General features: G+C 63.7%; 25 protein-coding genes and 1 riboswitch. Of the genes, 14 read left to right on the forward strand and 11 right to left on the reverse strand.

The window, feature by feature from the left end; all coding sequences use genetic code 11:
• Positions 1–122: 122 nt before the first annotated feature.
• Both V1283_RS44325 and V1283_RS44330 read right to left on the reverse strand, forming a co-directional pair.
• A complete protein-coding gene (locus tag V1283_RS44325) occupies positions 123–803 on the reverse strand; it encodes a ribonuclease T2 (protein ID WP_334392872.1) in 681 nt (226 codons plus the stop codon).
• Between the two features lie 122 nt (positions 804–925).
• Positions 926–1387 (reverse strand): hypothetical protein, encoded by a 462-nt coding sequence (locus V1283_RS44330; protein ID WP_334392873.1) that lies wholly within the window; start codon positions 1385–1387, stop codon positions 926–928.
• A 167-nt stretch (positions 1388–1554) separates the two neighbouring features.
• Between V1283_RS44330 and V1283_RS44335 the strand changes: the two genes are divergently transcribed.
• On the forward strand, positions 1555–1860 hold the full coding sequence (locus V1283_RS44335) for a hypothetical protein (RefSeq protein ID WP_334392874.1): 306 nt from the start codon (positions 1555–1557) through the stop codon (positions 1858–1860).
• 106 nt (positions 1861–1966) lie between these two features.
• Positions 1967–2515, forward strand: coding sequence for a DUF3617 domain-containing protein (locus tag V1283_RS44340; protein ID WP_334392875.1), 549 nt, complete (start codon positions 1967–1969; stop codon positions 2513–2515).
• Positions 2516–2612: 97 nt separating this feature from the next.
• Here the strand turns inward: V1283_RS44340 and V1283_RS44345 are convergent, their stop codons facing one another.
• The 3 genes from V1283_RS44345 to V1283_RS44355 are packed head-to-tail and all read right to left on the reverse strand — an operon-like array spanning position 2613 to position 5314.
• Positions 2613–3998 carry an ATP-binding protein gene (locus tag V1283_RS44345; RefSeq protein ID WP_334392876.1) on the reverse strand — a complete coding sequence of 462 codons (1386 nt, stop codon included), beginning with the start codon at positions 3996–3998 and terminating at the stop codon, positions 2613–2615.
• Positions 3999–4022: 24 nt separating this feature from the next.
• Positions 4023–4739: a response regulator transcription factor gene (locus tag V1283_RS44350; protein ID WP_334392877.1), complete on the reverse strand. Its 717-nt coding sequence runs from the start codon at positions 4737–4739 to the stop codon at positions 4023–4025.
• Positions 4740–4759: 20 nt separating this feature from the next.
• Positions 4760–5314, reverse strand: a complete 555-nt coding sequence (locus V1283_RS44355) for a MarR family winged helix-turn-helix transcriptional regulator (protein ID WP_334392878.1) — start codon at positions 5312–5314, stop codon at positions 4760–4762.
• A gap of 136 nt (positions 5315–5450) precedes the next feature.
• Between V1283_RS44355 and V1283_RS44360 the strand changes: the two genes are divergently transcribed.
• The 7 genes from V1283_RS44360 to V1283_RS44390 all read left to right on the forward strand — a co-directional run bounded on the left by V1283_RS44360 (position 5451) and on the right by V1283_RS44390 (position 11810).
• Positions 5451–5696 (forward strand): hypothetical protein, encoded by a 246-nt coding sequence (locus tag V1283_RS44360; RefSeq protein ID WP_334392879.1) that lies wholly within the window; start codon positions 5451–5453, stop codon positions 5694–5696.
• Complete coding sequence (locus V1283_RS44365; protein ID WP_334392880.1) at positions 5650–6726, forward strand: branched-chain amino acid aminotransferase; 1077 nt, start codon at positions 5650–5652, stop codon at positions 6724–6726. The genes V1283_RS44360 and V1283_RS44365 overlap by 47 nt, the downstream gene beginning before the upstream one ends.
• A gap of 476 nt (positions 6727–7202) precedes the next feature.
• Positions 7203–7721: a YegJ family protein gene (locus V1283_RS44370; protein WP_334392881.1), complete on the forward strand. Its 519-nt coding sequence runs from the start codon at positions 7203–7205 to the stop codon at positions 7719–7721.
• Between the two features lie 143 nt (positions 7722–7864).
• Positions 7865–9337 carry a histidine--tRNA ligase gene (gene hisS, locus V1283_RS44375; protein ID WP_334392882.1) on the forward strand — a complete coding sequence of 491 codons (1473 nt, stop codon included), beginning with the start codon at positions 7865–7867 and terminating at the stop codon, positions 9335–9337.
• Between the two features lie 161 nt (positions 9338–9498).
• Positions 9499–9702, forward strand: coding sequence for a tautomerase family protein (locus V1283_RS44380; RefSeq protein WP_025590867.1), 204 nt, complete (start codon positions 9499–9501; stop codon positions 9700–9702).
• A 160-nt stretch (positions 9703–9862) separates the two neighbouring features.
• Positions 9863–10258 carry a thioesterase family protein gene (locus V1283_RS44385; RefSeq protein ID WP_334392883.1) on the forward strand — a complete coding sequence of 132 codons (396 nt, stop codon included), beginning with the start codon at positions 9863–9865 and terminating at the stop codon, positions 10256–10258.
• Between the two features lie 220 nt (positions 10259–10478).
• On the forward strand, positions 10479–11810 hold the full coding sequence (locus V1283_RS44390; protein WP_334392884.1) for an IS1182 family transposase: 1332 nt from the start codon (positions 10479–10481) through the stop codon (positions 11808–11810).
• 127 nt (positions 11811–11937) lie between these two features.
• Here the strand turns inward: V1283_RS44390 and proC are convergent, their stop codons facing one another.
• From proC to V1283_RS44405, 3 genes are all read right to left on the reverse strand, one after another.
• Entirely contained in the window at positions 11938–12765 is an 828-nt protein-coding gene (proC, locus tag V1283_RS44395) for a pyrroline-5-carboxylate reductase (protein ID WP_334392885.1), read from the reverse strand.
• 165 nt (positions 12766–12930) lie between these two features.
• Complete coding sequence (locus tag V1283_RS44400) at positions 12931–13431, reverse strand: YbjN domain-containing protein (RefSeq protein WP_334392886.1); 501 nt, start codon at positions 13429–13431, stop codon at positions 12931–12933.
• A 577-nt stretch (positions 13432–14008) separates the two neighbouring features.
• Entirely contained in the window at positions 14009–15631 is a 1623-nt protein-coding gene (locus tag V1283_RS44405) for a glycosyltransferase family 87 protein (protein WP_334392887.1), read from the reverse strand.
• A 179-nt stretch (positions 15632–15810) separates the two neighbouring features.
• Between V1283_RS44405 and V1283_RS44410 the strand changes: the two genes are divergently transcribed.
• Positions 15811–17325 carry a hypothetical protein gene (locus tag V1283_RS44410; RefSeq protein ID WP_334392888.1) on the forward strand — a complete coding sequence of 505 codons (1515 nt, stop codon included), beginning with the start codon at positions 15811–15813 and terminating at the stop codon, positions 17323–17325.
• Positions 17326–17339: 14 nt separating this feature from the next.
• On the opposite strand, the gene V1283_RS44415 is transcribed toward V1283_RS44410, so the two are convergent.
• Together V1283_RS44415 and V1283_RS44420 are read right to left on the reverse strand one after the other, a co-directional pair.
• Positions 17340–17939: a class I SAM-dependent methyltransferase gene (locus V1283_RS44415; protein WP_334392889.1), complete on the reverse strand. Its 600-nt coding sequence runs from the start codon at positions 17937–17939 to the stop codon at positions 17340–17342.
• Positions 17939–18982 carry a glycosyltransferase family 2 protein gene (locus tag V1283_RS44420; RefSeq protein WP_442895926.1) on the reverse strand — a complete coding sequence of 348 codons (1044 nt, stop codon included), beginning with the start codon at positions 18980–18982 and terminating at the stop codon, positions 17939–17941. The genes V1283_RS44415 and V1283_RS44420 overlap by 1 nt, the downstream gene beginning before the upstream one ends.
• Before the next feature lie 271 nt (positions 18983–19253).
• Here V1283_RS44420 and V1283_RS44425 point away from each other — a divergent pair, with 271 nt between their 5' ends.
• The gene (locus V1283_RS44425; RefSeq protein ID WP_334392891.1) at positions 19254–19949 is read left to right on the forward strand and encodes a class I SAM-dependent methyltransferase; all 696 of its coding nucleotides are present in this window, start codon (positions 19254–19256) and stop codon (positions 19947–19949) included.
• A gap of 17 nt (positions 19950–19966) precedes the next feature.
• On the opposite strand, the gene V1283_RS44430 is transcribed toward V1283_RS44425, so the two are convergent.
• Positions 19967–20947, reverse strand: a complete 981-nt coding sequence (locus V1283_RS44430; RefSeq protein WP_334392892.1) for a Bug family tripartite tricarboxylate transporter substrate binding protein — start codon at positions 20945–20947, stop codon at positions 19967–19969.
• 187 nt (positions 20948–21134) lie between these two features.
• Positions 21135–21287: riboswitch (FMN riboswitch) on the forward strand.
• 78 nt (positions 21288–21365) lie between these two features.
• Between V1283_RS44430 and V1283_RS44435 the strand changes: the two genes are divergently transcribed.
• The 3 genes from V1283_RS44435 (at position 21366) to V1283_RS44445 (ending at position 24394) form a co-directional block, all read left to right on the forward strand.
• A complete protein-coding gene (locus V1283_RS44435) occupies positions 21366–21950 on the forward strand; it encodes a 6,7-dimethyl-8-ribityllumazine synthase (protein WP_334392893.1) in 585 nt (194 codons plus the stop codon).
• 217 nt (positions 21951–22167) lie between these two features.
• The gene (locus V1283_RS44440; RefSeq protein WP_334392894.1) at positions 22168–23385 is read left to right on the forward strand and encodes an MHYT domain-containing protein; all 1218 of its coding nucleotides are present in this window, start codon (positions 22168–22170) and stop codon (positions 23383–23385) included.
• Between the two features lie 145 nt (positions 23386–23530).
• Positions 23531–24394, forward strand: coding sequence for an FAD binding domain-containing protein (locus V1283_RS44445; protein WP_334392895.1), 864 nt, complete (start codon positions 23531–23533; stop codon positions 24392–24394).
• Positions 24395–24405: the final 11 nt, after the last annotated feature.

A 24405-nucleotide genomic window follows, 5' to 3' on the forward strand; every position in this document is an offset into this window, starting at 1 on the left:
CGTACCTTGCAGACGACAATAGGCCGTGGATGACCGGGGACGCAGACAACTCTGGGCAGTCTGCGCAAAGGCGGGCAACCATGCTTTGGGTATATTGCCCTTGGCATGGCGGAAGCGGATCTTCAGCCGCCGCGCACCGGCGGCATCACCACGTCGTCACGGCGGCAGGCGCGGCGGTCGAGTTCCTCGCAGGCGCGGAATTGCATGTCCTTGCTCAGGCAGATCCGTACCTCGCTGAGGCGCCGGCTGGAGCAGGTCACCGAAATCGCCGAGCTGCTCAAGCCCGGATTGACCTTGATGAAGGCCGCTTCGAGATCAGCCGGGGCGATGGTCTTCTGTTCCGACAATTGCAGGAATTCCTCGGGGATCTTCACCGCCGCGCGCGCCTTGCGGACGCTCTCGAAATAGGCCCGCGCGCCAAGCCCCGAACAGGTGCCGTGCTTGTCCCACTCGTTGAAGATCAGGCCGGGCGCCGGCATCAGGTCCAGCATCGAGGTCATGATGTTGCGATCGAGCCGCGGCGACGGCCGCTGGCAATATTCGGGAAAGCCGCGCTCATATTGCGGCCACAGGCCGTGAACGACGAAGGAATAGGGCCGTTCGCACTGGACTTGCGAGCGTCCGCTATTGCCGCGCTCGGCCGACGCCTCGCAGAACGAGGGCGACCACGAAAGGGCAAGGACATAAAAATCGAACTCGCCCGGCGTGTTCTGCCGGCGGTCCTGGGCGGACGCCATCCCGGCGGAGACGACAGCAAGCGCCAGCGAAATCAGAAGCCGCGAAATAATAACGGATCGGTGCATCGAACGCCCCTCTACTCGACTACCGGGAGCCTAGCAGGGAGACGGAACATTTCAAGAACAAAATTAAGCGACCGCGAAAGCCCGGCGTGGAGGGTAGGTTCAATCGGCGCGGACTGAGCGAATCAGGGCCTGGCTGCCCGGCAGCCGGGGCTATAGGCCCAGTTGCGGTCAAGCCCGGTCACGCACCATTCGACGCCCTGTCCGAAGCCGGCAAAGCCGCCATCCTCGATGATCGAGAAGTGCACGGTACGCATCTTGCCGTCGCTCAGCATCACGTCTCCGCTGCAATAGCGGCGCGGAATGTTGTCGGACTGCCAGGGCCGGAACGCGGTTTCGTGGATCCGGCTATAGGCCGTGATCGTCAGCGCCGAATTCCAGAACTTGCCTTCCTTTTCCTGGAACTGCGATGTGATCGTCGACAGCGCCCGCTCGCATTCGGCGACGCGGCCATCATACTTCGGGCCGAACAGGCCGAAATTCAGCTCCAACGGATTGGCGGCCTGGGCGGCATGGCTGGAGACCAGCAGGGCGACCGCCGCCGCCATCGGGCCGAGTGCTCTCAAGGATTTGAACAGGTTGCGCATGGGGAATCCGCCAGTAAATCAACGCAAGGGACGGTGCCGCGAAGCCCCGACAAGGTCAAGTGCAGCGCGGCAACACCTGACAGCCAAGTCCGCCTCGTGATGCAACCCATTCTTTCCATGGCCTTCGGCGCACACTATGGTGGGCTTCGAGCGAAACGGAGTCTGCGATGCGAAGAATTGTGGCCGCGAGCCTGATTGCCATGGGCGGAATGCTGGCGGGCGCGCCGGCGCAGGCGCAGTGGTTGGACATCGACACGGTGCCGGCGTTCAAGGGCAACGACACCGGCGGCATCGTCGCCTATACGCTCGCGACGCAGGCTGATGCCCGCCAGCTCGCCGTCGACCACTGCGCCCGCTACGGCAAGGTGGTGAAATTCCTCGGCGTGCAGCCATACTACGGCGGCTACGTTTCCTTTGCCTGCCGCTGGGTGCCCTATGGCGCCGCCGAGCGGCCGCTGCGCACGCTTTACTGAGCGTAGCCGCTACCCTGGTTTTCCGGCTGGACATGTTTTTGCCACGCGAGGCGTGTGTTCACTTCGCGCGCCACGATGTTGTGGAAGAAACCAGGGGAGCTCACCCATGAGACGACTGCTTCTTGTGTCTTGTTCGGCCGTTGGTCTGCTTGCCCTGTTGCCGGTCAGCGGCGCCGTCGCCGTGGAGTTGCCGATCCGCAAGGCCGGACTGTGGGAGATGAAGGTGCTGAGCACAGGCGCGCCATCACCTGAGATGACGATGCAGCAATGCACCGACGAGACCACCGACAAGGACATGAGCACCGCGTTCTCGCCGATGGCCAAGGAGATGTGCTCGAAGCAGGATATCCAGAAGACGTCAGCAGGCTATGTCACCGATTCCGTCTGCGGCATCGCCGGCATGACGATCAAGTCGCATGCCGAGATTACCGGCGACTTCAATTCCGCCTACAGCGTGAAATCGACCTCGCACAGCGAAGGCGGCGCGGCCGGCGCGGGGCGCGACAGAACCACGACGATCGAGGCCAAATGGCTCGGCGCCTGCAAGCCCGACCAGAAGGTCGGCGACATCATGATGCCCGGCGGCATGAAGATGAACATCAAGGACATGGAAAAGCTGAAGGCGCTGATTCCGAAGGCACCGGCGAAGCAGTAATCCAGAGCGGATCGGGACCCGCCGTTGGCTTCGGTGGTACGCCGCAGGGTCCCGACACAAAATATCGAAAACAACCCCATGCAAAGTAGGCTGGGACCTACACCGGCACCCTTACTGCCGCGCGCAAGCCGCCCATCGGGCTGTCGCCGAGCGTGATGTCGCCGCCATGCGAGCGGGCGATGTCGCGGGCGATGGCGAGCCCCAGGCCGGTGCCGCCTTCGTCCTGGTTGCGGGCATCGTCGAGCCGCAGGAACGGCTTGAACACTTCCTCGCGCATGTTGGCAGGAATGCCCGGGCCATCGTCATCGACCGTCACCGTCAGGTAGCGGTGATCGCGGTGGCCGGTGATCGAAACCGTGCTGGCGTGTCGCGCCGCGTTGGAGACGAGGTTGGCGATACAGCGCTTGAACGAGGCCGGCTTCACCGTCACGACGGGCAGGCCACGGAACACCACGGTCGCGGTATGGCCGTGGCGCTCGGCGTCGCTGCGCAGGTCTTCCAGCGCCATCGCCATGTCGGTCGGCTGCGCGATCTCGCCGCTGTCACCGCGCGCAAAGGAGAGATAGGCCTCCAGCATGCCAGCCATTTCGTCGACATCCTTGCGCATGCCGTCGACTTCGGGGCTGTCGCCGATCAGAGCGAGCTCGAGCTTGAAGCGGGTCAGGATGGTGCGCAGGTCGTGTGAGACGCCGGCCAGCATCGCGGTGCGCTGCTCGATCGAGCGCTCGACGCGCGCCTTCATTTCCAGGAACGCCTGCGCCGCCTGCCGCACTTCCCTTGCGCCGCGGGGACGGAAGTTTGGCGCCTCGCGCCCTTTGCCAAAGCTTTCCGCCGCCTCGGCCAGCCGCAGGATCGGCCTGATCTGGTTGCGCAGGAACAATACCGCCACGATCAAGAGGATCGAGGACGTGCCCAGCATCCAGAAGATGAAGATCTCCGAATTCGACGCGTAGGCCGCGCTGCGCTGCGCGAACACCCGCATCACGGAATCGTCGAGCTGGATGCGTATTTCGACCAGATTGGATTTGCCGACGGTGTCGATCCAGAACGGCCGGCCGATCTGGCGGCCGAGCTGTACCGAGAGCGCCTGGTCGAGCAGCGAGAAGAACGGCTTTGGGCCGGGCTGCGGCATGTCGCCAACGGGCAAGAAATCGACCACGAGCTGCAGTCGCTGCCCGATGCGGCGCAATTGCGCGCGGTCCTTGTCTTGCGGAAAAGCCTTGTAGACGTCGATCAGGCTGGCGATGTCCTGCACCACGGCGGCCGACAACCGCCGCGTCACCGTGTTCCAGTGCCGCTCCATGAACACGAACGCCACGACCGTTTGCAGGATCACCATCGGCACGATCATGATCAGAAGCGCACGCGCATAGAGGCCGGTCGGCATCCAGCTCTTGAACGCGTTGCCCATCCAGCCGTTGGCCCTGGAGACGCGTTGTGACGCGTTGCGGATAAATGTCAGGCCGGTGTCGAGCGTGCTCATGACGCGATGTTCATTGGCGGCGGCTCAGGGCGACGCGACCAGGCGATAGCCGATGCCGCGCACCGCTTGCAGGAACAGCGGATTGGCGGGATCGCGCTCGATCTTGCGCCGCAGGCGGTTGATCTGCACGTCGACCGCGCGCTCGTTCACCGTGCCGTCGCCGGTCAGCGCCGCGCGTGGCACGGTGTCGCCGGGAGCGGCGGCCAGAATGCGCAGCATTTCGCGCTCGCGGTCGGTCAGGTGAATGATCTCCTCGCCCTGGCGCAGTTCGCCGCGGTCGAGATGATAGACGTAAGGGCCGAACGCGATCTGCTCCAGCGCCTCCACCGGCGGCGGCGCGGAGCGCTTGAGGATATTGCCGATCCGCAGGATCAGTTCGCGAGGCTCGAACGGTTTGGCGACATAGTCGTCGGCGCCGATCTGCAGGCCCTCGATCCGGGCCTCCGCCTCATGGCGCGCCGTCAGCATGATGATCGGCACCGAGGAGGAGGTGCGAATGAAGCGGGCGAGATCGAAGCCGGTTTCGCCGGGCATCATGACGTCGAGGATCAACAGATCGAAATGCAGTCCGAGCAGTTTGGCGCGCGCGTCGTTCGCGCTGGAGGCGGTGGTGACGCGATAACCCTCGCCGGACAAAAAACGCGACAATAGATCGCGGATACGGCGGTCGTCGTCGACCAGCAGAAGATGCGGCGCGTCGTCGGCCAGTTGCTGCGTTGCGCGCGCGGTGGCTGCAGCCATGGTTGCTCCTTGCGCCACGATCACTCCCTTGGCTTCTTGCCGCCGGTCCCGAAGATCGCTTCGAGCACCTTGTCGGGGTCGTCGCGATCGATCATCGCGCGCAGGAACTGGCTGATAGCAGCCACGCCTTCGGGATTGATGTCCCGGAGCGCGCTTGTGATGCGATCGGTCTGCAGCCCTGCGAGCTTTGCCACCAAGGCTTCGCCCTTGGGGGTGGCGTAAAGAAGGCGCTGCCGGCGGTCATTATTGCCGGTTTTCTGGACGATGTAGTCCTCGTCGAGCAACTGCTTGAGCACCCGGCCAAGCGACTGCTTGGTGATTCGCAACACGTCCAGCAGGTCGGCGACCTTGAGGCCGGGATAGCGGTAGACGAAATGCATCACCCGGTGATGGGCGCGGCCGAATCCGAAAGCCTCGAGCTCGTGGTCGGCATCGCCGACGAAGTCGCGGTAGGCGAAGAACAACAATTCGATAATGTCCCAGCGCAATTCGCCGGCCCGCGGGGCAGGGGAAGTGCCGGCGGCGCCTTGCGAATCGGGGTTGGCCGGGCCCTTTGAAAAATTTATGTCAGTCATGTTGACATATCTTGGGTTCAATGTTACAAAACTGCCAGCCACGACGAAACTTTAAGTCGTTTCGAACTTGGTGACGTGTCAGGCAGCCGAAAAAGGCAGCGATGGCGGCAACGGCCGCAAATGGACTACCGTGCGATTGTCGAGCGGTATTTCGGCAAACATACTGGACTTCGGCATCCCGCAAAAGGATGTCGTCACGGACATGGCAGCGCAGGAAACCGGCCGCAAGGCGGGTGGTGGTGAAGTCCAGGCTTGTGACGTCCAGATCCAGAGGCAGGCCGGCGCCAGAATCGCGCCGATTCCGACAGCGGGAAGCAAGGGCAGGAAGCAAGGGCATGAGTTTGAAATTCGAAATCCAGCCTGCGGCGAATCCAACTCCTGAGCAGGACCGCTCGGCAAAGCTCGCGGATCCGGGTTTTGGCCGGATCTTCACCGATCACATGGCCATCGTCCGCTACAACCAGGCCAAGGGCTGGCATGACGCGCGAGTCGAATCCCGCGCCAATTTCCCGCTCGATCCGGCCGCGGCCGTGCTGCACTACGCGCAGGAGATTTTCGAGGGCCTCAAGGCCTACAAGCGCGACAACGGCGTGAACCTGTTCCGCCCCGACGCCAATGCGCGGCGCTTCAAGAGTTCGGCCGAGCGCATGGCGATGGCGCCGCTGCCCGAGGACGTGTTCATCGAAGCGGTCGAGCAGCTCGTGCGCATCGACAGCGCCTGGATCCCGGGCGGCGAGGGCAGTCTCTATTTGCGGCCCTTCATGATCGCGAGCGAGGTCTTCCTCGGCGTCAAGCCATCAGCGGAATACATCTTCGCCGTCATTGCCTCGCCGGTTGGCTCCTATTTCAAGGGCGGACCTGCGCCGGTGTCGATCTGGGTGTCGGAGAACTACACGCGCGCCGCGATCGGCGGCACCGGCGCCGTCAAGTGCGGCGGCAATTATGCGGCGAGCCTGCGCGCGCAGGCCGAGGCCATCGAGCGCGGCTGCGATCAGGTCGTCTTCCTCGATGCGGTCGAGCGCCGCTACATCGAGGAACTCGGCGGCATGAACGTCTTCTTCGTGTTCGACGACGGGTCGCTCGCGACGCCGCCACTCGGCACGATCCTCCCGGGTATCACCCGCGATTCCATCATCGCGCTGGCGAAGGATTCCGGCACGCCCGTGCGCGAGGAACCCTACACGGTCGATCAGTGGCGCGCGGATGCAGCCAGCGGAAAGCTGAAAGAGGCCTTCGCCTGCGGCACGGCCGCCGTCATCTCGCCGATCGGCAAGGTGTGTTCGACGAGCGGCGAGTTTCTGATCTCTGGCGGCGTGGCCGGCCCGGTCGCCATGGGGCTGCGCAAGAAGCTGGTCGACATCCAGTACGGTCGCGCTGAAGACCCGCACGACTGGATCAGAAAGGTCCTGTGACCGGGAGAAGGTGGCGTGGACGCAGTCCACGCCGGGTGAGGTTGCCGTCGCGTGCCGCGATGCTGCAACACAAAAAATTAAGCGTTCGCCTCTATACAAAAGTGAGATCGCGAACACGCGCTCTCACTTTTTGAGCTTCATCTTTTTCAAGTCTCATCGAAGCATTGCTCGCTAATTCATATTCTTGAACGCTTCGGGCGCCGCTGCCAGGTGAAGGACCGAGGGTCCCATCACATTCTTGGTGTGAACGAACTCAAGCGAAACTTCATCTCGAAAAAGCTGTGGTGTTTCAGATTCAAAGCACCGTCTCCTCATCCGCAATCTCACCACTCGCAGAACTCGATTGACCGCGTGACGTACCTCAGCCCCACAAGGTTGGACCTTTGAAGCGCATTCTTGCGAGGCGGCCGATAGCGTGAACCGTCTGGCGCGCTTGCGCGACCAACTCCCGGTTTGTGCGCAGCGGGCAGGTGACGATGACCTCGGTTCTCTCAATGGTTTCCAAATGCGTCGTGGCGGCCGCCTTCGCGGCGGCGCTCGCCGTTCTCGGCTCCCCCACGTCGGCTACGAGGGCCGAAGATCGCTCCCCGGTGATCGACGTCAGCTCTGCCAATGCGGAGATGAATGCCGCGATTGCAAAGGCGCGGGCCACGCTGCCGACGTTCTGGGCCTGCTATGACGCGGCAAAGCCGTCGGAGACCGGTCACTCCCTCAAGGCGCGCTTTCCGAATCCAAGGACCAATGGCGAGCACATCTGGATCTCAGATGTGAAGAAGATCGCGGACGGCCGCTATTCGGGAAGGTTCGCCAACGCGCCGCGTGATTTGCCCGGCAAGAAGGCCGGCGATGTGACCGAGTTCAGGGAGGCCGACATCTCGGACTGGATGTTCACGCGGAACGGCAAGATCGTCGGAGGCGAGACCATCAGGCCGCTGCTGAAGGCAATGCCGAAGGCCGATGCCGACGCGCTCCGCGCGAGGATGGAAACCCCTTAAGGTCGGCTCAAGGGCGAGGTGGCGGCGTAAGGACCGTTACGGCCCAGATCCAAATCTTCGTCAAAGCCCGGCCATGGCGGGGTCTGGTGCCGGCCGTGCGACACGGTTGCCCGGTCGCGTCTTGGCTGGTACCAACGCCGCCCATGGCTGAAAAACCCAAAAAACCCCAGAAACTCCGTGCCCGCCTGCCGCGCGGGCTGGAAGATCGTGGCCCGGCCGCAATCGCGGCCACCCGCCAGATGGTCGAGAAAATCCGCGAAGTCTACGAGCGCTACGGCTTTGAGCCGGTCGAAACGCCGGCGATGGAGTTCACCGACGCGCTCGGAAAATTCCTGCCCGACCAGGACCGGCCGAACGAGGGCGTGTTCTCGTTCCAGGACGACGACGAGCAGTGGATCTCGCTGCGCTACGACCTGACCGCGCCGCTGGCGCGTTATGTCGCGGAAAATTTCGACGCGCTGCCAAAACCGTATCGCAGCTACCGCGCCGGCTATGTCTACCGCAACGAGAAGCCAGGCCCCGGCCGCTTCCGCCAGTTCATGCAGTTCGACGCGGATACGGTAGGCAGTGCCTCGCCAGCAGCCGATGCCGAGATGTGCATGATGGCGGCGGACACGATGGAAGCACTCGGCATTCCCCGCGGGAGCTATGTGGTGAAGGTGAATAACCGCAAGGTGCTGGATGGGGTGCGCGACGCGCTCGGCATCACCGATGACGGGCAATGGCTGACCGTGATGCGCGCGATCGACAAGCTCGATCGGCTCGGCATCTCCGGCGTTCAGCAATTGTTGGGCGAGGGCCGCAAGGACGAGTCAGGTGACTTCACCAAGGGCGCCGGTCTCAAGGCGGAAGACATTGCCCTGGTCGTCGGTGCGATCGAACAGGGTGCTCAGATCGATGCACGGCTGCGCGACAGCAAGATCGGGCAGGAAGGCCGCGACGAACTCGACGCAATCGGCAAGCTTGTTTCGGCATCGGGCTATGGGTCGGATCAGATCGTCATCGATCCTTCCGTCGTGCGCGGCCTCGAATACTACACCGGCCCCGTCTACGAGGTCGAACTCACCCTCGAAACCAAGGACGAAAAAGGCCGACCCGTCCGCTTCGGCTCGGTCGGCGGCGGCGGCCGTTACGATGGACTGGTCTCGCGCTTCCGTGGCGAGCCGGTGCCGGCGACGGGTTTCTCGATCGGCGTATCGCGTCTGCAGGCCGCGCTGACGATGCTCGGCAAGCTCGACACGCGGCCGGAATTCGGCCCCGTCGTCGTCACCGTATTCGATCGCGATCGCGTCGCCGATTACCAGAAGATGGTCGCGCAGTTGCGCAATGCGAACATCCGCGCCGAACTCTATCTCGGCAACCCGAAGAACATGGGCAACCAGCTCAAATATGCCGACCGCCGCAATTCGCCGTGTGTGATCATCCAGGGCTCGGATGAAAAGGCGCGCGGCGAAATTCAGATCAAGGACCTGATCGAGGGCGCGAAGGCGGCGGCTGCGATCGCCTCCAACCAGGAATGGCGCGAGACCCGTCCGGCGCAGTTTTCCTGCGCCGAGGACGAGATCGTCGCAAAGGTGCGCGAAGTGCTGGCGCGCCATGACGTGAAGTGGGGATAGCTATTCATTCCAGGCGTGATGCCCGGCCTTGTGCCGGGCATCCACGTCTTGTTTGATGGAAGAGATCGTGGACGGTCGGGATCGCAGACAAGTTTACGCAGTCTGCGAAAGCAGACTACTATGCTTGGCCGTGACGAAAGAAAAACAACGAGGAGACGACAATGCCTGAGATTACCGTGAGCATGGCCGCGGGCCGCACCGACGAGCAGAAGGCCGGCATGATGCGCGACATCACCCAGGCGCTGGTCAAGAACCTCGGCGTCGATGCCGATGCGGTCGTGATCCAGATCAACGAAGCGCCGCTGGCCCACAAGATGAAGGGCGGCAAGACGTTTGTGGAACGGGCGGCTGCGGCGAAGAAGTAGCGCCTCTCTATCACGGTCGTCCCTGCGAACGCAGGGACCCATAACCACCGATGTAGGTTGCTGGACAAAGCTGGAGCTCCAGCGTGCCGCAACAATGGCGATTTGTGGTTATGGGTCCCGGCTCAAGGCCGGGACGACAGCGCTTTTGCGGAAGCATCCCATGGACGCACGCGACTTCATCAAGATCGGCATGAGCGCCGAGCGGACGCTGGTCGTGCCGGCCGAGCGCACGGTCGGGCATTTCGTGCCGGGCATGCCGATGGTCTATGCGACGCCGATGATGATCCTGGAAATGGAGATGGCATCCAGCGATGCCATCAGGCCGCATCTTCAACCGGGCTGGATCACCGTTGGCACCGAGGTCGATATCCGCCATCTCGGCGCCTCGCTGGTCGGCGCGACCGTGCGCGTCACGGGAAAGGTCATAGCGGTCGAGCGCCGCGTGATCCGCTTCGAGGTCGAGGCCTTCGAGGGCGAACGCAAGATCGGCGACGGCCGCCACGCCCGCGGCCTCGTCAATACCGAGACGTTTACGAAGCGGCTGGCAGGGAAGTAGCTGGCGAACTCTGACGTCATCCCCGGGATGAACGCGAAGCGTTCACCCGTGAGGTGCGCGCTTTTGCGCGCCTCGAAGGATGGGCCACGGGCCGTGCACCCTTCGAGGCTCGCTGTACGCGAGCGCCTCAGAGAGTGTGATTTTTTTGACGTCGGGCAAGCCAGTCTAGCCGATAGCTAATGCAGTGTGATTCTCTGGCGATATGGATTCGCGGGAGGCGATGATGGCTGCCGATGAATTGTTTGGAGACCTGCCGGATCAGGCGAAGCCGCAAGCCGAAGCGGCGCCGCTCGGCGCGCCGCGGCTGCGTGAACCGCAACGCGACCAGATCGCGTTGCGCGCGGTGGATATCGAGAGCCTGATCGGGGAAGACCATCCGGTGCGCCTGATCTGGTCTTATGTCGAAGAGCTTGATCTGAGTGAACTGGAGAACCGGATCAAAGCCAGGGGCGACCGCCCCGGTCACCCCGCGACATCGCCGCGGCTTTTGCTGGCGCTGTGGCTCTATGCCACCAGCGAGGGCGTTGGCAGCGCACGCGCCTTGGAGCGGCTGTGCGAGAGCCACGATGCCTATCGTTGGCTGTGCGGTGGCGTGTCGGTGAACTATCACATGCTGGCGGACTTCCGGGTCGGTTGCGCCGATCTGCTGGACCGGCTGCTCAGCGAGCATCTGGCGGCGCTGGCGAAGGCTGGCCTCGTCAATCTGGAGACGCTGGCGCAGGATGGGGTGCGGGTCCGGGCCAGCGCGGGAGCCGCCTCGTTCCGGCGCGAGGCGACACTCGACCGGCACCTGGCACAGGCTGAGGCAGCGGTGGAAGATCTCAAGCGCGAGGTCGATACACGCTCGGACGCCAGCAATCAGCGCACCCGGGCGGCCAAGGAGCGAGCCGCGCGGGAGCGCCGCGCGCGCGTGAAAGCGGCGCAGACGGCGCTGGCCGAGATCAAGCAGCAGCGCAAGGAGCGCGAAGAAAAGCGCGGCAATGGCAAGAAGCCGAAGGAGCCGCGCGCATCCACGACGGACGCCGATGCACGGGTCATGAAGATGGCCGACGGCGGCTTCCGCCCAGCTTACAACGTGCAGGTAAAGAGTGCGGCCGGCCAGCAGATCGTCGTTGACACCAGGATTTGCAACACCGGGTCCGACCGCGGCCTGATGCGTCCCATGCTGGAGCGGCAGCGCACGCGCCCTGGCGGTCTGCCCAAAGACCATCTCGTCGATGGCGGCTTTGGCAGCGCGGAGGACATCGAATGGGCGCATGCCGAGGGCGTCGAGGTCTTTTGTCCGCCCACTCAATCCAAGCACGGCACCGATCCGTACCTGCCGCGGCGCGGCGACGGCCCGGGGGTACTGGCCTGGCGCGCGCGAATGGCGAGCGAAGCGGGCAAGGCCCGGTACAAGCCCCGTTCGATTTGCGAGTGCATCCATGCCCGCTGGCGCAACTGGGACCTGCGGCAATTAACCGTGCGCGGCATCGAAAAGGTCCGCGCCGTCGTGCTCTGGTACGCCCTCACCAACAACATCCTGCAAGGCAACCGCCTCTGCAGTGCATAAACGAGAGCTCATCGACAAACTCAAACCCCAAAACCGCCATTTGCCGCGACGAGCAGCCGCCACCTCGCTCCAAAGCTCCGCAGCGGCCAAAAGCGTCACAAGCTCTCAGGGTGACGGGTCAGCAAACCTACTTCGCCAGGTCCTTCGACCGTTGCGTCGCCGCGGCAATCGCGCGGATCATCAGCGGCTGCATTCCGTCCTTGCCCATCAGCACTTCCAGCGCGGCCGCCGTGGTGCCGCCGGGCGAGGTGACGTTCTGGCGCAGCGTCGCGGAATCCTGTTCGGAGCGATGCAGCAATTCGCCGGAACCCGCGACGGTCTCGCGCGCGAGTTTTGTGGCGAGATCCGCCGGCAGGCCGGCCTCGACGCCGGCGCGCGCGAGTTCTTCGGCGAGCAGGAACACGTAGGCCGGGCCGGAGCCGGAGACGGCGGTCACCGCGTCCATCAGGCTTTCATCGTCGACCCATTCGACCGCGCCGGTGGCGCGCAGCAGCGCATCGGCGGTGCCGCGCTGCGCGGCGCTGACATTCTTCGCCGCGACCGCAACCGTGATGCCGCGCCCGATCGCGGCCGGCGTGTTCGGCATGGCGCGAACCACCATGCCGCCGCAGACTTCTTCAAGGGCAGCAATCGTCGTGCCCGCCATGATCGAGACCACCAGCGTATTCGATCCGACGAGCTTCTTCAGCGCCGGACCCGCTTCGCGGAACATCTGCGGCTTGACCGCGACCACCAGCGTATCGGCCGGGCCGGGGTCGTTCGGATTGAGGCGGACGCCCTTGGCGGCGAGCGCGCCGATCTCGGGGGACGGCTGCGGCTCGACCACCACGACGCGGTTGGCGTCGAGGCCGCCGGCCAGCCAACCGGCCAGCATCGCGCCGCCCATCTTGCCGGCGCCGGCCAGCGCGATGGCGCCGTGGACGTTAGTGAGGGAATTAGTTACCGACGACGACATAGGAAATACTCCCTCGTCGTCCCTGCGAACGCAGGGACCCATAACGACAGCCGGTTCTAGTCAAGCGAGAGAAAGCCCACAAGCTGTTTGCTTGGGCCGTGAGGTCACGGCGTATGGGTCCCTGCGTTCGCAGGGACGACATCGAATGTGCGGAAGCCGCGAGCCCTACGCCTCGCCCTCGGTATCGAACATCGCCGCGCTCATCGCCTCGGCGGCGGTCTTCCCGGCCCAGACCACGAACTGGAACGCGGGGTAATAGCGCTCGCAGGCGTGAATGGCGCCGGCCAGCATGACCTCGCACTGTGCGCTGGAGGCGGTCAGCCCGCCCGGCAGCACCAGCGCCTGCCGGTACATGATCATGCCGCTGTGGGTCCAGATGTCGAAATGGCCGACCCATAATTGCTCGTTGATCGCCGCGATCAGCCGCTGCACTTCGGGGCGGCGCGCCAGCGGAATCTTCATGTCGAAGGCGGCGGCCAAATGCAGCGCCTCGATCTCCGCCATCCAGGTGAACGAGAGCTGATAGTCCGTCCAGCTGCCCTTGGAGACGATCGTGACTTCGTCTTCGCCGGAGCGCTCGAACGCCCAGTTGTTTTCGGCGGCAATGTCCTCGACCGCCGCCAACGGGTTGTTCCGGGAATCGATAATGCCTTCGAGGAGGGACATGCCGTCTCGACCTTGTTTTTGGATTCTTCTGATACGCACACGGAGCTCGTTGAACTGATGCATCGGCGCCGTCTGCACTCCCCCCGATCGCTGATCCTCCCGGGGTGTCGAGGCTCAAGTGATGTGATTTGCGGAATCCGCGCAACTCACCCCTGAGTCCGTCCACAGGCCAAAGCGGCGTCGTCCACAGCAGATCGCGGGCCTTAGTTATTAAGAAGAGAACAAACCGGAATCGGATTCGAGCGCCGCGGAGTCCGGCGGCCGACGAAATCAAGCCGGTCCGCCACAATAGTTAATAGATCGTGATGGTTAATAGACCGTTAATCCCCTTGGGATGACTACATCTAGCGTCCCTCGCCGCCGATACGCCCGCGCATACGGAGGCAGAGGCTGGTTCCGGCCTCCGCGCGCGAGGACGCCGACGCCATCATGGACACGATCAGGCATTCGAATGGTCGGTGCAGAGCGGCAACAGCTTCTGGAAATCACCGACGTGGTCACGCGATTGCAGAAAATTCCCGAGCTGCTGAAAGCAGATCAACAGGCGGCTTGAAGCGCCCGCGGGAACGCCGCGGTCCTATTTCTCGCGCGCAACTACCGGACACGCCTCGATCGCCGTCCCCGGCCACGCGCCTTCGATTTCGACGCAGGGTCGGGAAGCATCGACGCGCAAGCCATATCGCTCCAGCAAAGGTTCGCGGATCGGCTTGCCGCGCGTGTGCAATCCCCACGCGCCGCCCGGCGGCGGATCTTGCAACGCGGTGCGAATGCGGCGGTCGAACTTGCCGTCGGGCATGATCGGCAGGGCAATGTCGGCGATCTGATAGAACCGCGACTGTGGTGGTAGAAGCGGGGCGATATAGGCCAGCGGCTTGTCGAGAAGAAGATAGATCGCGGGCTGCTCAAGCGATTTGGAGATCGTCGGGTTGTACGTATTGGACCAGGGGCGGCGGAACCAGTCTCCCGGTTGCGACCACAGCGCGATGGCCAGGGCAACAGCAAGCATCACCGCATTCATGCGCACCGGAGATGTGCCAGTCGAGGCAGATCCGGGCGTAGCGGCGATGCAGCGATGGGCCAGCAGGACGATCAAGGGTGCGCACAACAGCTCCAGCACGATCGCGTAGCGCTGGATCGAAAACACGGCGAGCCATGCCGCATAGGAGACGGCGAAGAACAGCAGGAACTGGGTATCGCGGCGCGTGAAGATATCGGTGCGTGTGACGAGGCCTCGGCCGATGCCGAGCACGATCAACACGGTTGCGACCGCAAACCGCGCGTCGCGAAACGGATATTCCGAGCTCCTGTTGTCGCCGACCAGCCAATAGAAGGGATACGCCAGGGCGTCCAGCATACCCCGGGGCAGGAATTGCCAGTCCATGATGTTCATCGGGGCCAATTCCCGGGACTGGAAGACGGCGTTGAAGAGCGGGAAAATCGGATTGCCCAGCTCGCGCCAGAGCATCAGCCCCCACGCGCCACCCGTGGCCAACGCGCCGAGCGCGCCGCCAACACCGAGGCAGAGCGTTGCCAGCAGCGGCCGGCTGGCGGCAAGCACGGCGGCGGCGGCACCGATCGCATAGACCGCATTGGTCAATTTCAGCCCGACGGCCGCGCCGATCATGAGGCCTGCGAGAACGTAGCGTCCGTGATGCGATCCATTCGCCGACAGGATCAGGACACAGCCGGCCAGAATCGGAAGTGCGGTGAGAATGTCGGAGAAGCTCGTGCCCACCTCCGAAAGCGTCATCGGCCCGACCGCGGCAATCAGGATCGATGCGCCGATCGCACTCGCCGTCGCCGCTTCCCGCAACAGGACGCGGACGAGAAAATAGATCAGCAGCAAATTGAGGCCGTGCACCGCGCCGATGATCATCAGGCCGTAGGGCAGCGGCAGCAAATGGCGCAGATAATAAACCGGGAAATAGATGGTCGGATTGAAATAGGTCTGGAAGCCGGGCGGCAGCGCGTCAATGCCATAGCGGTCGTTGATGACCGCCCAGACATTGTACTCGTGGTAGTTCTGCCAATCCCAGTTGACGTCTTCGCCGACAAACCAGGTGTAGATCGCGCCGGCCAATAGCGAGCCGAGCGCGATGGCCATCGGCACCAGGACGTTGGTTTGAAGAAGCGGCGTTTGCCAGGCCCGGTCCGCGCGCCTTGCTGCATCCATGTCGGCAACGTCAGCGGCGTGTGTCACGCTTGTTCCCCGTGCGTCGCCCCAGGCGATCTGGAATTGGGCGCGATAGACACCTCTAGGATGCCGGCTTTAAGGATTCGTGAATGTTTCGCCGTGCATCGATACGCGCCGGATCGTTTGCAAATCGCGCGTTAACGCTCATTCGCTAGCGTCGCACAGCTCCCTTGCAGGATAGGCCCATGATCTCGGAGTTCGACACCGCTTCCCTCCGCTCGCCGTCAGGTACGGCGGGGCGGGACGGGCTGGCGCCGATGCCGCTGCTTCTGACCGGGCTGGTGTTCCTCGTCGCCATCCTGCTACGGCAGGCCGTTCCGCTCAATACCGATGTGAGCTGGCTGCTGGTGGTGTGCGAACGCATGCTGGATGGTCGGCATCTCTATCGCGATATCATCGAGATCAACCCGCCGATGGCGGCCTTCGCCTATCTGCCGGGCGTGGCGCTGGCGCGCATTCTCGGCGTCGATCCGCGGCATGTGATCGATGCCCAGCTTCTGCTGCTCGCGGCGGCCTCCCTGTTCGCGGTGTCACGCATCCTGCGTCTGTCGCCGTCGCTGTCTGGATTGAACTGGGGTCCGCTGGTGATCTGGGCCGCGGCCGTGGTGACGGTGCTGCCGATGCATGTCTTCGCCCAGCGCGAACACATGGCAATGCTCACCTTTCTTCCCGCGCTCGCCGTCTACGCGCTGCGCAGCAACCGCGAACCGGTGCCGCTATGGGCAATTCTGATCGCAGGCGTGGGCGCCGGCATCACGCTCGCCTTCAAGCCGTTCTTCACGGTGCCGGCGGCATTCTGCATCCTGTTCGCCGCCATCCGTTCACGCTCCTGGCTCGCGCTGTTTGCGCCGGAGAACATCATCACGGCCGTGCTGGTGACAATAGTCAGTGTCAGCACGTACATCTTTTACCCCGAATATTTCACGGTCACCTATCCGCTTGTTCGCGACACCTACCTGTCGTGGTCGATGCCGGCCTCGGCCATCTTCCTGAACGACGCCACGCTGGTCTTCGCGATCGCGATGGTTTCGGTGCTGCTGGCACGGCAGAACCGAACGTCCGACCCGCTGTTGCTGGTCACGGTGCTGGCCGCCGCAGGATTTGCCATCTCGTTCTTCCTGCAGCGGCGCGGCTGGGCCTATCATTCCTATCCGATGGTCGCGGTGGCGTTGCTTGCGATGGGCTATGCGCTGACAGCAGCCCCGGGATCGCGCTCGCGCCGCGGTGAAGCCCTTTCAGCGTTCGTGCTGGCGGTGACCTTCATCGTCGGCATGCAGTGGTTCTATGCCGGAGTCTATGTCGGCCCGGTCAGGCAAGCTGTCGAGGGCCTCAAGCCGCATCCCCGGATACTGGTGCTGAGCGGGGAGGCCGCCATCGGTCACCCGCTGGTGCGGGATCTCAACGGCGTCTGGGTTTCCCGCCAGGAAAATCTCTGGATCCGCGAGTTCGTGCGGCTGACGCGCGAAAGGACCTCTGTCGATGCGGCGACCGATGCCAAGCTGAACGATTATCTGGCACTCGAGCGCAAATGGCTGATCGAGGATTTCAAAAAGCTGCCGCCTGACCTCGTCCTGGTCGACAATCTGCGCAATGATTGGGGCGCCTGGGCGCGCGCCGACGCCGAAGTGTCGCAGCTCCTCAAGCCCTACACGCTCGTGCGTTCGGTCGAAGGGATCGACATCCTGCGCCGGAACGAATAGCCGCTTTGCGGCAGCTATTTCTGCGAGACGCCGATGATGAACGTGTAAGGCACGCGCGAATAGTCGTCGCGAATGGCGAGGTTCACTTTTCCGAAGGCGCGCCGAAGCACCTGATCGTAGCCGTCCCGGTCACGGACGAACTCGCCGCGATCGTTGTCGAGCAGCCATTTGGCGATGCGCGACTGGCCCTCGCGGTAGCAGCCGTCGAGGGTGAACAGAACGCCGTCACTCCTGAGGACGTCGCGGATGTCGGCGAGCGTGGCCTGCAGGTCGTCATCAGCGATGTGATGCAGCACGCCGTTCATCATGACGACGTCGGCGCCGGCGAATTCGCGGGCGGCTGCGGCATCGAAATGGCGGCAATGAAACGTGCCGAGATGGCCAAACGAGCGCCTCGCATAGGCGATATAGGCCTCGTCGATATCGAAGCCGGTATATTCGATACCATCAGGCAGATGGCGCAGGATATGGCCGGGCCCGCATCCGATATCGATCACCCGCATTCCCGGCCGCAGCGCCAGGTAATCGGCGATCGCCTTGACGCGGGCGCCGAAGAAGCCGCCGGCATTCTGGTAGGCCTGATAGAGCGCAGGATGGCTCAGGATCGCTTTCATCACGAGGCCTCGTCGTAGGCGTGGCTGCGCGCTTTCGGTCCCGACTGGGCCAGCAGGGTGTTGAACGCTGTCGTTTCCATGTCGCTCTCGCCGTCGGCCGCGCTGTGCGGCAGCCGTCCACGCCGGTGAATATGCGAGATCACGAACAGCGGGCGGTTCTTCGACTGGATGTAGATGCGGCCGATATATTCCCCGATCAGCCCCAGCACGAGAAGCTGGACCGAGGAGATCATGACGACCAATAGCGTCAGACTGGTCCATCCGGGCACGGTGCCTGACAGGATCCAGCTGATCACCGCGCCAATGCCGACGAAGGTGAGAACGGCGGTCAGCAGCGCGCCGACATAGGTTGCGATCCGCAGCGGCACCATTGAGAAGCTGATCAGCGCGTCGCCCGCAAAGCTGATCATCTTCGCCAGCGGATATTTGGTCGAGCCGGCGTAACGCGGTTTGCGGTCGTATTCATAGGCGACCTGCTTGTAGCCGAGCCATGCCACCATGCCGCGGATGAAGCGGTCATGCTCCGGCATCTGCACCAGCTGGTCGGAAATGCGCCGGCTCATCAGCCGGAAATCGCCGGTGTCCACCGGGATATGGACCCGCGTGATCCGCGCGAGCAGGCGGTAGAAGGCCTCGGCCGATTTCTTCTTGAAGCGGGTTTCGCCGGCGCGGCTGCGCCGCAGGCCATAGACGACGTCGGCGCTTTCCCGCGCCATCATCTCGTACATCGGCGTCAGCAGTTCGGGCGGATCCTGCAGGTCGGCGTCGATGACCAGCACGAGGTCGCCGCGCACCGTCGACAGCCCCGCGGTTAGCGCCAGTTGATGTCCGTGGTTGCGGGAGAGCCGTACCGCGACGACGTTGCGGTCTTCCGCCGAGAGCTGGTTGATCAGCTTCCAGGTGTCGTCGGTCGAGCCGTCATCGATCAGGATCAGCTCGAACCGCTGGCCGCACAGCGCACGCGCCGCGGCCGTCATATGATGGTGGAATTCGCGCAGGCCTTCCTCTTCGTTGTAGCAGGGTACAACGATGGACAGAAACATCTTGCCGGGGCGTGGCGTCCCGTCCTGAATTTCCATGGGTCTGGCGGCCTGTCCGGCAATGAATCGGTTCGAAGTTCTGCCTGCGATAATCAATGAAGCCCGGTTAATTGTTCATCAATTTTTAGAGCCGCGAGCGTACGATTCGTCGAAGCGCGCTGCGGCTGAATTAATCAAATGTTTAGGCGCTATCTAAACGTTGCGTCACGATGCACCGGCCCTTGTTCGCGGCAAGGGGGCGGGCCGGCGTCGTTCGGGAAGATGGATCGCTGATATGGACAAGGCCGAATTCGATCGCTTCGCCGACGCCTATTACGACCAGCATCGTGAGAACGTTGCGGTCACCGGCGAGGGCCCGGAATATTTCGCCGAATACAAGATCAGGCAGCTCCGGGCGATCGTCGAACGCGAGCAGATCGGCGTGTCGCGGATCTGCGACTTCGGCAGCGGGATCGGCAATTCCATTCCGTTCTTCCGAAAATACTTTCCCGATGCGGCGCTGACATCATCTGATGTCTCGGATCGCAGCCTCAGGCTCGGCAAGCAGCGTTATCCCGGAGACGGCACCTATGTTCTGATCGAGGGCAGCCGGATCCCCTGCGAAGCCGGCGCGTTCGATGTCGCATTCTCGGCCTGCGTGTTCCACCACATCCCCCACGAGGAGCATGTGACGTGGTTGAAGGAGTTGCACCGGATCACGCGTATCGGTGGCCTGATCGCGATCTTCGAGCACAATCCGCTGAACCCGCTCACGGTTCATGCGGTGAATACGTGTCCGTTCGACGAGAACGCCAAATTGATCTTTGCGCGCAGTCTGGCGAAGCGATTGAGCGCCGCGGGATGGGCATCGCCCCGCATTCAATACAATCTGTTTTTCCCGCGCAGCCTCGCCCGGCTGCGCCCGCTCGAAGCCAGCCTCGGCTGGCTTCCGTTCGGTGCGCAATATGTGGCCTTCGCGCGCAAGGCATAGCCGCAATCGTGGCGGCCTTACTCCGGCTTGAGGCCGCCGGTGCGGACCACCTTGCCCCACTTCTCGGTTTCGCCTGCGATCAGTCTGCCGAAATCGGCCGCTGAGCCCGGCATCGGCTCGCCGCCAATGGCGGCAAGCTTCGCCTTCAAGCCGGGATCGGCGATCGCTACATTGATTTCCTTGTTGAGCTTGTCGACGATCTCGGCCGGCGTGTTTTTCGGGGCGGCGAAGCCGTACCACTGGCTGGCTTCATAGCCCGCCACGGTATCCGCCACCGTCGGAACCTCCGGGAGATCCGGCATACGCGCGGCCGTGGTCACCGCGAGCGCACGCAGCTTGCCGGTCTTGACGTACTCGGCGGTGCCCGGCGCGGCCGCGAACAGAATCTGCACCTGGCCGCCGAGCAAATCCGATAGCGCGGGCCCCTGGCCGCGATAGGGGACGTGGACCATGTCGACGCCGGCCATCATCTTGAACAACTCGCCCGCCATGTGCGGCGCGCTGCCGCTGCCGGCCGAGGCCATGTTGACCTTTCCGGGGTTGGCTTTGGCGTAAGTGATGAATTCGGCCAGCGTTTGCGCCGGCACCGAGGGGTGGACCAGCACCACCATCGGCACCCGAATGACGCCGGCGACCGGCCCGATATCGCGGACGAAATTGAAGCTGAGCTTTTCGTAGAGCGAGGCGTTCACCGCATTCGGGACGGTTGCCAGCAGCAGCGTGTAGCCGTCAGGTGCCGCGTTCACGACCGCCTCGGTGCCGATATTGCCGCCGGCGCCGGTGCGGTTCTCGACCACGAAGGGTTGTCCGAGGTGATCGGCCAGCCACTGGCCGATCAGGCGCGCGGTAATGTCGACGCCGCCGCCGGCGGCGAAGCCCGCGACGATTTTCGTCGGCCGCGTCGGATAATCGAGCGCGGACGCCAGTTGCGGCAAGGCGGGCATAGCTATGAGTGCGCCGGCGAGTTTGAGGAAATTCCGGCGAAGAAGAAGTTTCATGTCGAGCGCCCCCCTGTTGACAGAAGCCTATCCCAATTGCGGCGGCCCGAGTAAAGGCCATCAGCGGATCACGCGCGTGCGCCCTGTTCCGGCGGCATGGGGACATGCCGATTCCCCATGCCAAAGATGCTTGCTGACGCCCCGGCGTTGGTCATATTCTCAAGGCAGGTCGTCCATTCCGGTCGGCCGATGTTCTCAGGGCGGGGTGAAAATCCCCACCGGCGGTAAGGGTGACGTAGCCCAAGCCCGCGAGCGCCTTCTTTTCTCCCGAGAAGAAGGGTCAGCAGATTCGGTGTGATTCCGAAGCCGACGGTTACAGTCCGGATGAAAGAGAACGGTTTGCGGCGGCCTTCGCGCGTTTGCGTGTGGGCTGACGTCGTTCCGTATGCCCTGATTCTGGTCCTGAAAGAGGAAAGCCATGAATCAGATGTTGCAAGAGACTGAAGTCCAATCCCAACCCCAAACGGTCGACGCGAGTGGCGTTCCCGACGTCCCCGAGCGTCCACCGGCGCCTGTGCATCCGCGCTTCGTCAAGCCGCAGCGGGTCGCGTTCGTGCAGTCGTCCTGGCACCGCGACGTGGTCGAGGAATGCCGCATCGCGTTCCTCGAAGAGATCGAGGCGAGGCATATCTCGCGCGCGCAGGTCGATCTGTTCGAGGTGCCGGGTTCGTTCGAGATACCCCTGCATGCGCAACTGCTCGCCAAGACGCGGCGCTACACCGCGATCGTGGCCGCCGGCCTCGTGGTCGACGGCGGTATCTACCGCCACGAATTCGTCGCCGACACCGTGATCAAGGCGCTGATGGATGTGCAGCTCAAGACCGAGGTGCCGGTATTCTCCGCGGTGCTGACGCCGCAGCAATTCCATGACAGCGCCGTGCACCACGATTTCTTCCGTAAACATTTCGTCATCAAGGGCATCGAGGTCGCGGAAGCCTGCGCCAGCACGCTGCACAGTCTGGAGCGGCTGCGCGGACAGGTGGCTGCGGGGATCGTAGGGTAGGCGAAAAGAACCGTAGGATGGGTAGAGCGCAAGCGAAAGCCATCACCTCGCCTCGCCGGAAGCTATTGATGGGTTTCGCTGCGCTCTACCCATCCTACGGGCTGACGGCGGTTGTGAGGCGCCCCTCACAATCGGCTGATTGTCATTTCCGATGCGCGACCTATAAACTCGGCGGCGGGAGGAGGCACGTCCGTGGAGACGGGCGGCCGAGACGATCATGTTCGAAGGACACGATCCCTATCTCGTCGCGCTCTCGGTGGTGATCGCGATTCTGGGAGGTTACACCGGCTTCGGCCTCACCGCGCGCATCCGCGGGACGCCGGACGCCAGTCATCGCGTGCTGCTGGCAGGCGCCGCATTCTTCCTCGCCATCGGCATCTGGACCATGCATTTCGTCGGCATGCTGGCGGCGCCGCTGCCGGAAGGCACAGTCTATCTGGTGCTGCCTACCATCGTGTCGTTCCTGATCTGCGCGCTGGTGGTCGGTATTTCCCTGTTTTTTGTCAGCGTCGGCGAGCCGCCGGTTTCCCGCGTGGTGTCCTCGGCAGTGCTGCTCGGGGTCGGTATCGCCAGCATGCACTATGTCGGCATGCATGGATTGTCGGGCAATTTCGCCATGACGCATGACGCCGGCATGGTCGTGCTGTCGGTCGCGATTGCGGTCGCCACGGCTTATGGCGGCCTGCGCGCATTCCTGGCGCGGCAGGGCGGCGTGCAACTCGCATTGAGCGCGATCGCCTACGGCTTCGCAGTGTCAGGCATGCACTACACCGCGATGGCCGGCATGCACCTGGTTCCCCCAGCGGAAGGGCCGCGTCACCACATCGGCGGGCTTGCCGCGTCGCCGCAAATACTGTCGCTGGTCGTGGCGTTGCTCTGCTTTGTGATCGCCGCAGGCTTTCTGCTTTCGCTGGTGCCTGATCCGCGCAATAAGGTTGCGGAGACGGCGGACAAGGTTGCCGCCACTCCGCAATCCGCCGCCTTTGTCGCAGAAATCCCATCGGCCGATGCCGGCGCGGTCCCGACCAGTCCGCGGCTCCGGCCGACGCCGCTCGGCGGCATTGGCCAGCCGCCCCGCGCCGCACCCGCGCCACGGTTGCCGGTCGAAGGCGCCGACGGCACCCATTTCATCGATACTGCCGATGTCAGGAGCGTCCGGGCCGACGCTCACTATACAAAGGTGCATGACGGCACCCGGGAGCGAATGTGCCCGTGGTCGATTTCGGAGGCTGAAGCCCAGCTCGACCCCGGACTGTTCCTCCGGGTGCACCGCAGCCACATCGTGGCAATGGCGCACGTCACCCTGGTTCGCAAGGAAGGCGATGGCGCGATCGTCGAACTCGACGGCCCGTCGCCACATCGCGTGCCGGTGAGCCGGGCCAAGATTGCCGAGGTCAAAGCCAGGCTGGGTCTCGTCAGGCGGCATGCCTCCTGAATAGGTCGGCAAGACTGACGCATTTCGTGCGCGTCAGTCCGCATTTCGTGCGATTTTCTCGACCTTGTGCCCGTGCGATTGCGCTTTAGAACACCTCCAATCAGCTTCGCCTCCAACGTCCGCAAAGGGCGAATGGAGGAGACGCATGATTCCTGGCCCGTTCAGCTATCACCGGCCGGCAACGGTGGCCGACGCCGTAAACCTGCTTTCGACTCTGGGGGACGAGGCCCGGCCGCTGGCCGGCGGCCACAGCCTGGTGCCGATGATGAAGCTCAGGCTCGCAAGCCCGGAGCATCTGATCGATCTGCATGGCGTCGCAGGCCTCAAGGGCATCCGCCGCGACGGCAACAAGATCGTGATCGGCGCGATGACCACCCAGCACGAATTGCTGGCGTCCGACGAGATCGGCTTGTCCTTGCCCATTCTGGACGAAACCGCGCTTCTGATCGCCGATCCCCAGGTGCGTTATCGCGGTACCATCGGCGGCAACGTCGCCAATGGCGATCCCGGCAACGACATGCCGGCGCTGATGATGACGCTCGGTGCCAGCTATCGGCTTGAGGGCAAGTCGGGCGGGCGCGACGTTGCAGCAAGCGAGTTCTACCAGGGCGCCTATTTCACCGCGCTCGAGCCCGGCGAACTCCTGACCGCGATTTCCATCCCGGTCCCGCCGGCCGGTCACGGCTATGCCTACGAGAAACTCAAGCGCAAGGTGGGCGACTATGCCACCGCCGCCGCCGCCGTGGTGCTGACGATGGCCAGCGGCAAGGTCGCCACCTGTCAGATCGGCCTGACCAACCTTTCGGAAACGCCGCTGCTTGCCGAGGACGCCGCGAAAGCGGTGATCGGCACCAGCCTCGATCCGGCCACGCTGAAGAAGGCCTCCGCTGCCGCGGAAGCCATCATGTCGCCGGCCGCGGACGCCCGCGGGCCGGTCGAATACCGCAAACATGTCGGCGGCATCATGGTGATGCGCGCGCTGCAGCGCGCCGCCGGCCGCGCACGTTAGGGGAGAAACAG

The sequence above is a fragment of the Bradyrhizobium sp. AZCC 2262 genome (assembly GCF_036924535.1).
In the GTDB taxonomy this organism is placed as follows: domain Bacteria; phylum Pseudomonadota; class Alphaproteobacteria; order Rhizobiales; family Xanthobacteraceae; genus Bradyrhizobium.